Below are 14,938 nucleotides of genomic sequence, written 5' to 3'. Positions count from 1 at the left end.
CAGCAAATTGCGAAAGAAGATCGCGCTTCCCTGCGGCGTCCGCACATCACCAGAGCACCGGGAACTCCTCGAATCCGCCAGTGATGATCTCCTTGCGCAACTTCAGTTCTTCGGGCGCCACGGCCAGGCGCAGCGCGGGAAAGCGCTGGAAGATCAAACCGAACACGACCTTGAGCTCCAGCCTGGCCAGCGCCACGCCGATGCAGTGGTGCGGCCCGTCGGAGAACGCCAGATGGGGGTTCTCGTCGCGTCCGATGTCGAAGGTTTCCGGGTCGTCGAAATGGCGCGGATCAAACGACGTCGCCGGCAGGCCGACCAGCACCTTGCTCTCCGCGGGAATATGTACGCCCGCGATGGTCACGTCGGTCCTCGGATAGCGCATGATGCCATCCCAGCCCGCGCCCGGCGGGTACATGCGCAGGATTTCCTCCACCGCCTTGTCCACCAGGGACGGATCGCGGGCCAGGCGTTCGCGCTGTTGCGGATGGCGGAACATGGCCAGCAGGCCGAATTCGATCTGCGCGACGGTGCTCTCGTGCCCCGCCACAAGCATGCCCGCCGCCAGGCCGAGCGCCTCTTCCTCGGTCGCCTTGCCCTGGTCGACCGCCGCGAGCAGGTCCGTCAGCAGGTTGTCGCCCGGATCCTGGCGCTTGTCCCGCATCTTGTCGCGAATGTAGCCGCGCAGTTCTTCCCAGGCCAGGCGCGACGCACTGCGCGGGCCGCTTTCATGCTGATGCGTCATCACCTCGTCGGACAGGTTGGCGAAAAAGACGTGATCCTCGTAGAGCACGCCCATCAGCGCGCTGATGACCATGGCCGGAAGCGGAAAGGAGAGGTGGCGCCGCAGGTCGGCGGGCTGGGGCTGGGCCGCCAGCGTCTCGATCAAGTGCGCGGCGATCGCCTCGACCTGCTGCGCGAGCAGCTTCGCCCTGCGGCTGCTGAAGGCCGGCGCCACGATCGTGCGCAACCTCGCATGCTCGCTCCCCTCGTGCGAGACCAGCCACCCCGGCGAACCGAGAATCACCGAATCGGGGGTGAATGCCGCCGGCGGCATTCCCGCTGGCCGGAACGCCGCATCAGACAGCACCGTCTTGGCCTCGTCGTAGCCTGTCACCCACCAGCCTTCGTGCCCGGACGGCAAACGCACGCGGTGGATCGGACCGTTGGCGCGTAGCGCCAACATCTCGGGCGAGGGCTCGATGTGATCGACGCGCCACATCGGCAGCGTCGGTAAGGGTTGTTCGGACATGTTGGCACTTCACTCTCTGAGCGATGGAAGGGCGGAAGGTAGCGGCAGGTGCTGCGGGCAGCGAATGAGCAAGACGACATGGAGACGACGTCCTGCGCGGCGATGGTCAGCGCCAGATCCTCCAGCCGCACCAACAGCGAAGAAGCGAAGGCGCATCGCAATCCAGGCGCGCCAGCGCAGCGCCCAGGCAGACATGCGGCTCCTAGCCGAAAGACAGGTGCGGGTTGTGCCGCTGGGTGACATCGAACGTGTCGGCATCGTCATAGATCGATTGACCGCAAGGATAGGTGAACGAGGTTCGAGCCTACCCGCCACCGACGTGTGTCCGCCAATATAGCTCCGGGCCTGTCCCACGCCGCCGGTGGCAATTTCATTCCTGGCTCAGCTCAAGGTCTGCCGCTTTCGTTGCACCGCGCGCGACGAGCGCAATTGTTGTGGCACCCAAAACAAGCACTCTAGATCGCGTCCAACACTTCCCTGCATTTTCTCGGTCCACAACCGAGCGCCAAGTCATTGTCGTCGGACGGGCCAGACGCGAACAGCGACGCGGTGTCCGTCCCGAAGACCAGCGCACTGCGATTGGTGATGATGCCGTAAACAGAGCAAATCGCGTGCCGAAGGAAATTCGGCAGGCTCAGCAGGCACTTCGTAGCGCCGCGCAGTGTGAGGTTTCTGGCATTGAGTTTCAATGCCGACATCCGGCGCAGCAAATATCCGACAAAGGCCTGCTCTCGCGGCGAATGTGCGCGGCAGCCCTTGCGCGATATTTCAAGCGTCCCGATCGCCTGCAAGCAGCAGGCTCTTGCCGATCCCCATGCTGCGCGGCGCCAATCATCGGCTGAGTCTCGAAACGCGAAGCGCCCTTCGCTGCCAAGAGACGCACTCAAGGCGCTATCGGGTTTGCCTCAAGCTTTCTATCGCCCGCCAATATTCAACAGGCGAAGCGCGTTTCACGAAAGGCATGCCCTATGGCTGCTTTGGCTACGATCTAGATCAACACGGCGGAACGCGCGCTAGCCTTCCATACATGGCAGATCTACGCCATCGCCTTGCGCGAACCGCATCCCGCCTGTCGAGCATCCCGGACAATCAACATCCTGACGCGGTTCGACCAGCTGCAGCTTTCCGGTCAGGGCATTGATGTGCTGGTAGTGCAACGGGCGATCAGCGCGTAGACCGAGGTAATCCATGAGAAAATCATTCACGGCATGCCCTGCGGAGACCGCATTAAGACTTATCACGCTGGGATTTGGCTCCTCAACGCCATAGGCCTGCGCCTTGCGTTCCGCATCCGTCTTGGCTTCTTTGGCCAGGAGATTGGGATCGATGAGCTGATTGCACCAAAGGCACCCTGCACCTGGACGAAGAGGACGAATGGCACTGAACGCATCGACGACCTGCCCCTGCTCATCGGCGCGGACTTTTGAGCCCAGCTGAACGGCTGGAATGAGATATTGATGGACCAACGCGTTCACGACCAGGCGTGCCCGCATCGAGTCCGCCGCAAGGAAGATATAGTCGGAACCCTTGAGGCGGCCCGCGACCGAAGCCTTCGCCACATCCGCGGCGAAGTGCTCGATGTGCGCACTTGGGTTGGCCTGTTGGATCAGGCGCCGTGCCAATTGAACCTTGGGCGTCCGATTTTCAGCATCGGATTGCGATGCCCCGATCAACCGTGCGAGGTTGGAGCTTCAACCGTATCGTCGTCAACCAGCGTGAAATGGCCGACGCCCAGGCGCGACAGATATTCCACAAGAAGGCTACCGATGCCGCCTAGGCCGACCACCGCAACGTGGGCGCGATAAGGTCTGCTGGCCCATACGGTCAAACATACGAATCTGGCGGTCATATTGGTCGTCGAACCCAGATTTCTCGACAGATGGGGAGCGAGGCGATCAATCTTCATACTAATGACGCTCGCCTGGTCGAGTTCGCGACGGCTGCCGTCTGGCATCCAGAGATCTGCCTGCATAGCCCGCCGACCCAACACCAGAGCGCCGACCGGCATGCCCTTGGCGATCTGCAACAGAGCGGGATAGCCCCGCTCATGAGATCGAGATCAATATCGCTGAATCCGACCTGCCGATCGCTACCGTGATTGTGAACGGCCAAATAGACAAGCCGCTCGTCGCGCGCGCGTAATCAACCGATGGATGAACTGGGGCGTTAGAGCACGGTGACCGAATTTGCCCGCGACATAGTCGATTCCGTCTTTAGCCAGATGCACTTCACGAACGGTGAGGAGCGGGATCGCGTCGAGTTCGGATAGACCCGCAAGCAAGATGGCTCCGTGCTCATCTCTATCCTCCTGATAGAGATGATGCCAGAGTAACTCGTAGTCCGAACGGGCAATGTGGAGCCTGCACTTGGACATCACGATGATCTTTCCAAAAAATCCAAAACCTTGAGCACCTTCGCGCAAACTTTTTGCTTGCCGTTCTGGGCCATGCTGTTGCGGCGGGAGATCTGCAAAGCCGACCTTCCTTCGAACGCGTGCCCCGTAGTGACCGGCGGCGCAAAGCCTTGACCGTCCGCGCGCCGGACGTCCCCACCGATGAACATGGGATAGATGTCGGCATAAGGATATTGCGCGGGGATATGAAACCCCACCCATGTCTTGTTCGGGACGAACCGGTCGCTCAACGCGACGGTTCGACCGTTAGATATACGCCCCCCTGCCCATCGTCTCGCGTGTTGAGGGTGGCAGCGGGAAACTGCTTCCTCAGATCTTCGATGGCGGCAGAAACTTCCACTTTCATGGCAATTTCTGCCTGAGAGTTGTCGTCCGGCGCAATCGCCGTGAACCGAAGATGTTCGCAGACGGACGATATCGTTGTCGCCAACGATACGGCTGGTGCCGTTGGGCAGCTCCTCCTGCAGCACAAAGTTGGGTTGGATCGCCACGCCTTGAGCGATTGCAACGACCTTGATCTCTGTGCCGGTGGCGGAGTGGCCCTCGAGGCTCGCCGGCTGTTCATTGACGGTGATGGTGACGATATGTTCGGGCTTGCGCGCCACGAACACCATGTGATCGTGAAGCTCTACCCGCTCATGGTCTTCGATGCGGCGATGGGTGCCATCGTCGAGGACGAGATCCAACAGATAGTGCTTGCCGCTTTCAACGCCTGCTTGATCGCAGTGAGCTTGATCTGCTCGCCAGTTTCATGCGGACCCAGCAGCTTCACGGGGCGCTCGTTCACTTTGACCTTGATCAGGTGCCTGTGCTGGGAACCTTCCTTCTGGACTTAACCCCTCGGATTTTGTCAACGCGCCCTATCGCGCGAGCCAGCCGGAGCCAATGGTACAAATTTCCAGCCTTTTGCGGGCTGATCCGGCCCTGGACGCGGACGCTGCAGAAGCAGTGGAAGCGATCGTACGAGCGGCTGAAGAAACCACTCAAGTAAGCCCAAGTAAGCCGCTCCGTCAGCATTTGAGCTGCCATTGACGGCTTTCAGCCGCCTGCAGACGCCTCTCCTCCACGACTTTGACGATGTCGGGAATCACGTTCTCGTCCATCTCCTTGAGGAACTCCTGCAGCAGCGCGGCGTCGACGGGCGCAAGCCCCTAAAGCACTTCAGGTCTTTCATTGGTCTTGTCGTCTGCATCGCCAGCCATCGTGATCTCCCTGAAGTCCAAAACGGGCTCTTCCACCGTCGATAACGCTATTTCTTCTGGGTCGGTCGCAAGTCGCGGTCCATCCGCGAGAACCCTGCATGACCGGCATCGGCAAGTTTCAGGCCACCCATTCCGGCAGCGGTCTGGCCAGCCTTCTTGCGGTTGAAGCACCGTCGCGGCTGTGGAACAACCAGAGGGGCATTGGCTCGCGCAAGCTGGCCGTCGCGTCAATAACCGCTCGCGCCTCAACCCTTGCATTAGCCCACTGTTCCTCCGTCGAAAACTCCACCACCCATATGAATTGGGCGTATGGCAGGGTCATGATGTACTGGAGGAGCTTCGGATCAAATTCCGAGGCATGCTCTCGCGCGAAATGGCGATAAGAAGAGCCCGTGGTGATGAAGTAGCGGATGATGATGTCGTTGGTTGGCGGCAGACCAATAGCGGGGCCAAGCTTTAACAAGGCAGGAGCCAGCCGATCAACGGCGTCCGCCGGGTAGTAGACCTTCTCGGGAAGCGCCACGATAAAGGCGTCAATCGCCTCCGCCGCGTATGGACTTCCGCTCGACTTCGGTATGGACAGGTACGGCAGATGGTTGTCGTCGACAACAGCAAGGGTTTCGACTTCGTCCCAGGCATACCGGTCGGAAAAGACAATCATTCCGGGCCATCAACAACCTATGTAGATCCGATCGATGCTGCGCGAGAACGATGACATTTTTGCCTCAAGTTAAGTGCCGCGCGCCTCGCATGGGTGACAGTTAAAGCCACGCCACTTCATGCTGTACGTCGATTGGATCCGCTCTTCCCGCGACGTCGCCGCGGCCTCTGACGGCGACCGCGCGGCGGAACGAGTGAACTTGCGGCGTCCGTGTCCGCTGGCGCAGCGACTTCGCTGCGCGAGGTATTGATCGTTGATCGAGGCAGCACTCTTTGATCGGCAACGGCCTTTTCGAGCGCGGAGAGAAATTGCCGCCCGTCTTCCGTAATTTCCCAACCGAGAGCATCGCGAAAGACGAATTTCGCCGAAAAGATATTCAGATCCGGCGCATGCTCAGCCAACCGCTTCATGCGATCGGTCCAATCATGGCCGCTGTTCATCAGGATCTCCACGGCGCGCCGGACTTCGGCAATAGAGGCCCGCCCGGTGGGTTGACCGGCCAGCACTTTCAGGACGGTCAGCTGGAAGGACACTTTCCGTGTCTCCGATGGGCTGTGTGTGCAGTTCCCCTGCAATGGATCAAGGTCAGGGGTGCATCGTCAACAACATGGCGCCGTTAACCTCAACTATATTGGCCAACCTCGAGCCCGGCTTCCTGGAATTTGACCTCGCCGCGACGCATCAAGCTCATGCGGACCAGTCTCGATCCCGGACGTCGCGTAGCAGAACAGACCTGCAGCCGCGGCGCCGCAGGACAGCATCGTCCATAACGGGCGAACTCAGCTTTGCGAACTCCTTCATACGCGACGGCATCACGCTTTGATCACCGGCTGGTGCATCGTTACTTCGGGCGAGGCGTGTGCGGCTTACACCTCTTGGCCTGTTGGGCACGAGCGTACAGTTCGTACCGTTCATTGCCGACCTTGCCATGCCCACACTGTAGCAGGCTGACAAAGCCTGGAACTGTGTGATGGAGATCGATGGCTCGAAAAGATCAAACTGTCACGCCGTATGCGAGACAGCCTGATGGTTGGAAGTCGTACGGCAAACGCCCGGCCCGCCAGAACAAGACATCGTCAGACGCAGGTGCGAGAACACGCCTTGCAGGCAGAAGTTTCCCAGAGGTGAACTGGATCAGCCAACCCTAAGATCCTCGGCTGACGTCTTGCCCGAACGTCCGGTCTTGAGTTGGTAACTGACCCGGGCTCCCTCTTCGAGGGTGGTGTAACCGGCCTTTTCGACGGCACTTATGTGCACGAAGACATCGGCACTTCCGTCCTCCGGCCTAATAAAGCCATAACCTTTGGTCGAATTGAACCACTTCACAATACCCATTGCCACGGCGGCATCTCCATCAGTGAACCTTCGTGATCTAGCGAAGACTCTCGCAGCCATCAAGGTGGGCGGCAAAACGACGCTCGTCCGCCGCGGCAGTTGCAACTTTCTTGCCCGATGAACAAAGTGCTGACTCTTTTGTGCGACGGCCGGCAGCAAGACCCTGACGTCGCAGATCTTCGCTTCAGGGGCGGGATCCGGATGGGCGTTCAGCCCGCGGCTCAATCATCGCACGTTGTTACAAGAGAGCTGCAGAGCCGACGACGTCGCATGCGCATCTGGAGCCGAGCTTGCGCGAATGCTGCGGTCTCCCTTGCAGAACCAGGCGACGACAAACTCCTTTGCGCAACCCGGCGCAGGATCGGCAATCCGTGCCACCTCTGTACGAAACGTACATTCGCTCTTGCCATTACACGCTTCTGCGAGCGCATCCGTGGTGTTGCCGCGCGCTGACATCCAGCGGCAATTGCCGCCATACGTACCGGAAACGACCGAAATACCCGATTGCGTGATGGCATCTCCGGTCGCATTCCGCAGTGCATACGCGGCCGCCGCACCAACAAGTGCGGCAAAGCCGACGGTTCCCAATCGCACCAGGAGCCTGCGCTGTTCCGCCGAGGCCGCCTGATAGGCGCCGCGAATTCGCCTGCGAGCCGGTACCTCAAAGCCGAAATGCAACAGGATCGCGGCGCACGTCGCCAGGGCGAAAGCAAGTGCGAGCGCACCGAGATGACCAAGCAGTTGGCTCGCCGTTTCCCAACGCACCACCGGAAAACGCCGGAAGATGATGATGTGTATAAGGTAGAGGGCAAAGCTGGCCTCTCCCAGAAAGACAAGCCACCTCGCTGACAACAGCCGTCCTACAGTGCTGCTGGGCTGAGCCGCCGCGACAAGGATGAGCGCAACCGGCGCCGATAGGGCGATATTGTTGCGTGCAATATCGAACAGGCTCATGGAAGCCCCAAATGGCGGCTTGTGGGCGGTAAACCAGAACACCCAGCCGATCGCGCCGACGCCAACAACCGTTGCGATGTCGAGCAGAGCGCGAGACGGCCTGAGATCCTGCGCCGACCACACTTCATGGAGCCTTGCCAAGCAACAGCCGAGAACGAACTCCCACACCCTGCAAAACGGCGAAAAGTAAACGATCCAGAGGATCAGCGTGTTCTTCCAGTTCGGCAGAGCCGCTTCCGTTCCATAGGCATGAAGCGCAAACAGGTTGATGCGGTCCTGCAGCATGAGCACCATAAGGTCGATGCCAAGCTCGATTGCGACGGCTCCAATGGCGCACAAAACCGCGGCGGGCACAGTTCTGATCCGCGCAAGCAGAGGGCAAACGAGCGGGAACACGAGATAGAAGAACCATTCGGTACTCACCGACCAGGAGACGATGCCGACCTCCTCGTACTGCCAGACGGGCGCTACACCGGCGACATTTGCGAAAAACCAGGTTTGAACCATCCCGAGTTGAAACGGGACGAGGTGCGCTGAGAATCCTTCGGCCGGCGCCTTGGTTCCGAGAAGCCATGGCCAGACCATCGGTCCGGTCAGCAACTCGACGAGAAAGAGAACAATGAATAGAGGATAGATTCGCGCTATGCGCGCCACGAGAAAGTCCGGGATCGCTTTCCGCGGGCTGCCCACAATCGAGCCGCCATAATTATATTGAATGACAAAGCCACTCAGCGTGAAGAAGACCGACATTCCGAGCAGGCCGAGTGTCCCGACGCTGATATCGAGTCCGAGGCTGGGTCCCTGCAGGAACAGGCCGCCGCCGTGAGACAATGCCACCGCTGCTGCCGCGACAAACCGGATACCGGTCAGCGCGGGTATCTGCTTAGCCATCGATGTCGTTCGTCATTTGCGAGGTAGGTACAGATCGTGGCGATCGATGGCACCAAAGGTGGCGGCTGGACAGACCGCTAAAGGCAGGAAGACTGATCGCATCGCGCGAGTGTGCCATGCGATCAGCCAAACTCCTGCGGTTGCTCAAATCCGAAATGAGAGCGCCCGCGCACCTTATTGGAAAGTCGGCTAGCGCTGAAACTCTGACTTCTGGTAGGGCTGCTCGGATCGAGGTCCATATTTGACCGGTTCTGGCCCAACACCTGCCCCCACCTGTTATACGTTGAACCGCGCCATTGTCTCACCGGAAGCCTTCCGGAATGGTTGGCGCCAGCCAATTTGGCTCCCTCTGCGAAGGGAGCTTGCGGCGCAAGTACCCGATGAAAGCCCGGCTCAGAGCAACACGCTGCCGTCACTGGCAGCCTCACAACGGATACATGCACCAGTTCAAGGCTGTCATCAGCCAGCCACCAGGAGGTTCAGGTGCAGCAGCGGAGCGCACAAGGTGCCTATCCTCGCGACACTCCTTGCGACGAGGTTCATCCTTAGGCCCGGCCCAAGGCAGCCGAGAGCGAGATCGCTACCTGAACGCATCGCAAACGGAACGGGCAGCCAATCCGAGCCGGGCGTTCAATCTTTTTGACAGCGACGGCCAAGGAATCTCGCTGCGGATTGCTGCAGCAATTTACTATTCTTGTCCTGCACGACTGGCCGCGATTTCGCTTGGGTCTGGCGTGCCAGAGAAGGAAAGGAACATGTGATGAAAAAGAAGATCGCTGAGATCAAGACCACGATCCGCACCACCACTCCGTACACGGGTACGCTCTAGGTTGGTACGACGGATGCCTTGGATGCATCTACCTGATGAGAGCATAGCGGCATCGGAGGGTGGTCGTTTCGACCACCCTCTTTTGTGACAGTTCGGGAGAGTAAAATGGTTGATCTGATCCAGCAGCGCGTGCTTTCAGCCATATCAGCATCCGTCGAGCTCAGTCCGATTACGATTTTGAAGACGGAAGCGGGCATGGCACCGGTGCCAACGATCAAATCGGCACTCGCGAGCTCCAATTCTAACTTCTCTATCACTGACGGCGACTGGCGGACCGGCGGCTATCTTGCCGGGCTGCAAGCGCTCATTGACTCCGAATTAAGGTGGGCCAAAGAAACTAGGCCCAAACTGGTTGAGGCGGCACAACAATCCTTGAAGCGGCTATTCCCCCTCCTAAACAGCGACGCCTTTACCGTGCCGAAGGATCTCACGAATACCTCGAGCAAGGAGGAGCGTACCCGGTTCTATCATCATGAATATCAAAACAAGCTCCTGGTCGGACTAGCCGAATTCCTGATCAACTGCGCCCAACAGCTCAACGAGCGTCACATTATCGTTATCGATCGGGCGGCTGCCCTGTCCGGCTCGGCCAAGAACCTGATCAAGCTGCTCGTCAGGCTGGACGACGATGCGCGGCTGTTTCGCTTCGTTCTGATCGATTATGAACAACGCCTCTATTTCCCGGACGCCAGCGAGGTTCATTTCGGCAGATATAGCTCGCAAGAGCTGGGATCAACCTTTGATCCGGATCTCGCCGCGGAGAAGCATCGGCAGATCTATGAGGCAAGCGGCGGCAATCCGTTGATTGCGGAGGCTTTGAGCAAATGCGCAGCGGCAGGATTACCAGTCGTCGGCTATCTCGACCCGACCGCGACCGTGGATCTCTATCTGGCCAGCCTCAACACCGGGGAACGGCATAGCCTTCTCAAATCTTACATTGAATCCGATTGCACCACGTCCGATCTGATCGCGCAGCGAAACTATGCAACTTTCGAGCCGGCGACCGCAGATCATCTGCACGAGCAGCTGCACCACGCATGCCTGGAGCGCTATCTAGCGGGCAAGGCGCCTCTCGTGATGATTCATGCGCTCTCGGTACGGGACAAGTACAAGCGTCTGGAGCTGCTTGCAGAACCAAGTCAGATCCTCCAGAGCATTGGCCTGTACGATCTTTGGTTTGGCTATTTCGGGGAAATTTTCGCCGATCCTGCGCTTCGCACCTACGGCTCCGGGGATGCTAACGTGAATGCCGCCTTCATCAACGCGGCTTTTGTGCTGTACTCACTCGGCTGCGGGCGGGTGTCGGTTCCCTATCTGGACGAATTCTACAAAACCTTCCCAACGAGCCGATACACGCCAACGGTTCTCTATGCCCAATCAATGACGTATGGACGCTATCAGCAGCCGGTCAACCTCACGCTGGCCGAAGGATACGCGTTACGGAACCTGGAGACCATCGAGCGGGATTTCAGGGAGCACGACAAGTACGACTACATCAAGGTGTTCGCAGAGAACGCCTATGCTTACATCAAGGCCAAACAGCAGAAGTACGACGAAGCCCTCGCCCTTTGCGCGGAAGGCCTTGGCAAGATGCTCAAGGCGTATGGCGACGAGCGCTTCAAGCTTCATCAATCAATTCTGATCTACAACACCAGTCAGGTCTATGAACTCATCGACGAACTTTCTCGGGCTGAGAAGCAGTTGCGTGAGGCAATTTCCTATGATCCCTACTATGGAGAGTATCACAACGACCTAGGAAATCTGCTTTCGAAAGTGGCTGGGAGGGAAGCTGAGGCTTTGGAGGCCTATGCGCGTGCCATTGAACTTTGCCCACCCTATTATGAGGCTCACCTGAACAGGGCCGCACTTCGCAACAGAATGGGAGATGCCGCTGGCGCACTGGCCGATCTCGACAGGACACTTGTCATCAAGCCAAACGAATGGCGAGCTCTCTTCGAGAAGGGCAACATCTTGTTGCGCCAAGATAGGCCGAACGCTGCTTTGGAGTCCTATCTGGCGGCGGCTGAGATCAATTCCAAAAACCCAGATCTGCAGAGCAATATCGGCCTTGCCTATTCCGAGCTTGGCAAGGCGAACGAGAGCATCGCGCACTATGTTCGAGCCCTTGAACTCAACCCACTGCATGCGCTCACCCACAACAATCTCGCCATCGAGTACTTCAACGAGGGCCGGCCAGATATTTCACTGAACCACGCGACTGTGGCTGTCGAGATCGGGGGAGATCCAGACTACCTCCTCACCCGGGAGCAGATCGAGAAAAGCCTGCAAGCTGACCTGGCTTCGCGGCGGGACCGAGCTTCTGCATCTTCCACGAAGGCGACGTGAGCTAGCGGCTCATAGCACTCTTGCCATCGAGCCCGAGCGGCGTGAGAGGGGATCGCTAAGGACATGGGTGCTGCACCTCCAAGCCCGGCGGGGTTGAGCGGATGCTGTTGCGGCAAGCGCTGCAACTCGGGCTGACCGGCAAAGCAAGCGCCTTGGCCGGCATAGTCGCGAATGGCCGAACGCCACATGAGTAAAGGGAGGTATATAGGTAAATAAGATGCCTTTTGCCAAGCCGTCATATTGCGAGAACGTTCGTCGTGGCTTGCGGGCTCGTCGCACCGCTGTCGCGTCACAAAACCAGTGCCATCCACCTGTCCTTCCGCGTCAAGCGATCCGATGATCCTCGATGAGTTGAGTCAACAATGAGCGGGTCGAGCACACGGCAGTTCGTCTACCTCTCGCATTTGATCATTCAGATCGGCGGATGGGCATTCCGTATCGGCATCCTGATCGGCCTTCTGCAATCCGGCATGAGCGCCGCGGGCCTCGGCATTGCGGTCACTTTTGCGCCGATCATGCTTGGCAGCCTCTTGCTGTCGCCGTTGGTCGACAGGGGCGATCCGATCTCCGCCATGATGATCGTCAATGCTGTTCGCATATGCGCGCTGCTCGCCATCTTCGGCAGCGACGGAGCCGATTCCTTTCAGAGCTATGCCGCAATGGCCGTCCTGAGCCTGGTCCAGCCCGTCTATTTGTCTGCAGAGGTTGCTTTCTTCCGTCGTATTACATCGGAAGACGGCATGATCTCGGTGCTACGCAATATCGCCAATATCGACTGGCTCACCTATCTCTTGGGAATGTTTGCAGGTGCCATGCTGTCCGATCAATTGCACTTGCCTGGCGTTTTGGCCTTCAACATATCGGCGATCATCCTGTCCTTGACTGTGCTCCTTGGCATCAAGCAGCAGTTCAGAAGGACGCCAGCCGCGCTTGAGGCGCGGCCTTCCGGAACCGTCCTGGACTTGGCACCCCTCTATCCCGCATTCTTGGCTGTTTTTCTGCTCAACCTCGGCGCCGGCATCATCAATGTCTATCCTGCGATCCATGCCACAGCTGACGGGGTTCTCGACAAAAGCGTTCTGTTGACGATCGTCATGACGAACGGCGTTTTTGCCTTGCTGGGGGCCCTAGCCGTCAAGCCGATTTACGACCGGCTGGGCGCCTTGCCGACCATCGCCGGGGCTGCAATGCTGCTCGCGGCATGCCTTGCAATGATGTCACTCGATGCCAGCCTGACTTTGGTCATCGTGTCCAGCAGCGCAATGCTTGGTTTCGGCCAGATATTTGCGGCTGCCGCTCACGCGCACATGGTGTCCTCAGTGGCTCCGGATCGGGCCGGTCGCCTTTCTGGGTTATTTCAATGTTGCACCTATAGCGGCGTTGCGGGAAATGGCATTGCCTTGTCGCTTCTAGGTGATTGGCTTGCTCTCGGCACGATCGTTCTTTTATGTGCGGCGAGCGCATTTGTTGCCTTCGCCGTTGCGACCTTCGCGGTGGTCAGATCAAGGGATTCTCGAGCTTCATGTCCTGCCGATCGCTAGATCAAGGATCCACACCATGCCTTGGGATCAGCTGTTCTTGTTAGAACGCCCTTTTGAGGAGCCAGCCTTGCCGGGACGGCAATTCTATTGTTGGCAATGCTTGCTGTTGGACGGGTTGCTGTCGGCGTTTCCAAGCCGCGCTGCGAGGCTCGATGTTCGTCGAATTTCCTGGGCGAGACCACGATCCGCGCTCATCGAGAGGCTTGGGCAGGATCATCAATCCGCGCCCGTTCTGATTTTGGAGAAGGAAAGGCCTTTACCAGTGGATGCGAAGTACGCGAATGGGCTCGCCTATGTCGACGATGTGTTTGCAATCCTTGATCTTCTGGCTGCGCGCCACGGATTTCCTGCGCCTTACCGTCGAACAGTCCGCAGCTGGTAGGTCCATGATGGTCATCAACGACTTGACGCCAGCAGGGGCCGATCGGGAAGCTTCGATTGAGCGGCTTGCTTGACCTGCCGGGTTGGGGCTGCGAAGGGCGACCGCTGATGATCCCGGTCCAGTATTTCTAACATCGCCCAGCGCTCAAACTGTTTGACAGCCGCGCTATTGCGGGCTTGCCCGTTGACAAACATGTAGATTGAGCGATTGACCGGCACGAAGCCGAATGGAGCTACGAGCTCTCCCTTCTCAAGGTTGCTTCTGACCAGAATTTGCGAGGATATGGCGGCTCCCAGCCCACTTTTTGCCGCCTCCAAAGCTAAGGAAAATGTGTCAAACACGACCTTGCGCGATACTTGTAAGCATATTGCAGCTGCGCTGGCCCATTCGCTCCAGGCGTCCAGCCTGTCGGCCTCGTGCAACAGAGAGATAGACAGAATATCTTCCGGGCTTTTGATCGCCTCGAGCGTAGCTGGCGCACAGACTGGGCCAATCATCTCATTTGAAGCGTGAGCCTCGCGGACGGGAAGCGGCCGCTTTAGCGGGCCGGCGACAAACAATACGTCCAACGCACCAACAGCGAGCGCGTCAAGATCGGCTCCGGTTTCAAAGACAAGGTCAATGTCCGGATAGAGTTTGCGGAACCGACCGATACGGGGCAACAGGCCGTGCGACAAAAATGTGGTTGAGCATCCGACCACCACAGAACGTCCTGCATGGCGCCTTCGTAGCTCGTAGCATCCCTTCTCGAGTATGGTGAACGCGTTTGCACAGTTGCGCTTGAGCTGTTCGCCGTCGGATGTCAGTCGCACGCCCGAACTATGGCGCACGAATAGTCTCCTGCCGAACCAATCCTCAAGCAGGCGCATCTGGTAGCTTACCGCGCCGGTCGTCATATTCAGTCGCTCGGCCGCCCTGGAGAAGCTTGGAAACTCGCTGACCGCCTCAAACAGATGGAGGCTTTTTAGGATCGGTAGCTTGCGCATCTTTCTTTCCTGCCTCTCACTGGGATAGCTGTTGTGGGGCCCTGCAGTGTGCGCCGATTTTCTGCAGCTTCGACGACCGCCATCGCTTACTGCCGGGACCGCCCACGACTGAGATTTCTTTCGGATCTGCCTGTCACGGCGAACTCAAC

Annotated in this window: 11 protein-coding genes and 1 pseudogene; 3 read left to right on the top strand and 9 right to left on the bottom strand. The window is 58.7% G+C overall.

Annotated features, from left to right (window positions below):
* Positions 1-46 precede the first annotated feature (46 nt).
* From ACVWY5_RS05470 to ACVWY5_RS05435, 8 genes and pseudogenes are all read right to left on the bottom strand, one after another.
* A complete protein-coding gene (locus ACVWY5_RS05470; protein ID WP_028336629.1) occupies positions 47-1,249 on the bottom strand; it encodes a cytochrome P450 in 1,203 nt (400 codons plus the stop codon).
* Positions 1,250-1,704: 455 nt separating this feature from the next.
* A complete protein-coding gene (locus ACVWY5_RS05465) occupies positions 1,705-2,040 on the bottom strand; it encodes a hypothetical protein (protein ID WP_028336630.1) in 336 nt (111 codons plus the stop codon).
* A 222-nt stretch (positions 2,041-2,262) separates the two neighbouring features.
* Positions 2,263-3,098: pseudogene (locus ACVWY5_RS05460) on the bottom strand (HesA/MoeB/ThiF family protein).
* A 524-nt stretch (positions 3,099-3,622) separates the two neighbouring features.
* On the bottom strand, positions 3,623-4,348 hold the full coding sequence (locus ACVWY5_RS05455; RefSeq protein WP_321177040.1) for a hypothetical protein: 726 nt from the start codon (positions 4,346-4,348) through the stop codon (positions 3,623-3,625).
* 634 nt (positions 4,349-4,982) lie between these two features.
* Entirely contained in the window at positions 4,983-5,525 is a 543-nt protein-coding gene (locus tag ACVWY5_RS05450) for a hypothetical protein (protein ID WP_028336633.1), read from the bottom strand.
* 116 nt (positions 5,526-5,641) lie between these two features.
* Entirely contained in the window at positions 5,642-6,058 is a 417-nt protein-coding gene (locus ACVWY5_RS05445) for a hypothetical protein (protein ID WP_321177039.1), read from the bottom strand.
* Between the two features lie 601 nt (positions 6,059-6,659).
* Positions 6,660-6,866, bottom strand: coding sequence for a cold-shock protein (locus tag ACVWY5_RS05440; RefSeq protein ID WP_028336635.1), 207 nt, complete (start codon positions 6,864-6,866; stop codon positions 6,660-6,662).
* 219 nt (positions 6,867-7,085) lie between these two features.
* Positions 7,086-8,705 carry an acyltransferase family protein gene (locus tag ACVWY5_RS05435; RefSeq protein WP_028336636.1) on the bottom strand — a complete coding sequence of 540 codons (1,620 nt, stop codon included), beginning with the start codon at positions 8,703-8,705 and terminating at the stop codon, positions 7,086-7,088.
* Positions 8,706-9,639: 934 nt separating this feature from the next.
* Here ACVWY5_RS05435 and ACVWY5_RS05430 point away from each other — a divergent pair.
* The 3 genes from ACVWY5_RS05430 to ACVWY5_RS05420 all read left to right on the top strand — a co-directional run bounded on the left by ACVWY5_RS05430 (position 9,640) and on the right by ACVWY5_RS05420 (position 13,803).
* A complete protein-coding gene (locus ACVWY5_RS05430) occupies positions 9,640-11,880 on the top strand; it encodes a tetratricopeptide repeat protein (RefSeq protein WP_028336637.1) in 2,241 nt (746 codons plus the stop codon).
* Between the two features lie 362 nt (positions 11,881-12,242).
* A complete protein-coding gene (locus ACVWY5_RS05425; protein ID WP_028336638.1) occupies positions 12,243-13,421 on the top strand; it encodes an MFS transporter in 1,179 nt (392 codons plus the stop codon).
* A 16-nt stretch (positions 13,422-13,437) separates the two neighbouring features.
* A complete protein-coding gene (locus tag ACVWY5_RS05420; protein WP_080667202.1) occupies positions 13,438-13,803 on the top strand; it encodes a DUF3088 domain-containing protein in 366 nt (121 codons plus the stop codon).
* Positions 13,804-13,817: 14 nt separating this feature from the next.
* Here ACVWY5_RS05420 and ACVWY5_RS05415 read toward each other — a convergent pair whose 3' ends face one another.
* Positions 13,818-14,789: a LysR substrate-binding domain-containing protein gene (locus tag ACVWY5_RS05415; RefSeq protein WP_051376283.1), complete on the bottom strand. Its 972-nt coding sequence runs from the start codon at positions 14,787-14,789 to the stop codon at positions 13,818-13,820.
* Between the last annotated feature and the right edge of the window lie 149 nt (positions 14,790-14,938).

It is taken from the genome of Bradyrhizobium sp. USDA 3256 (genome assembly GCF_054058275.1).
Note: the sequence above shows the minus strand (reverse complement) of the source record. Positions and strands in the feature narration are given on the sequence as shown.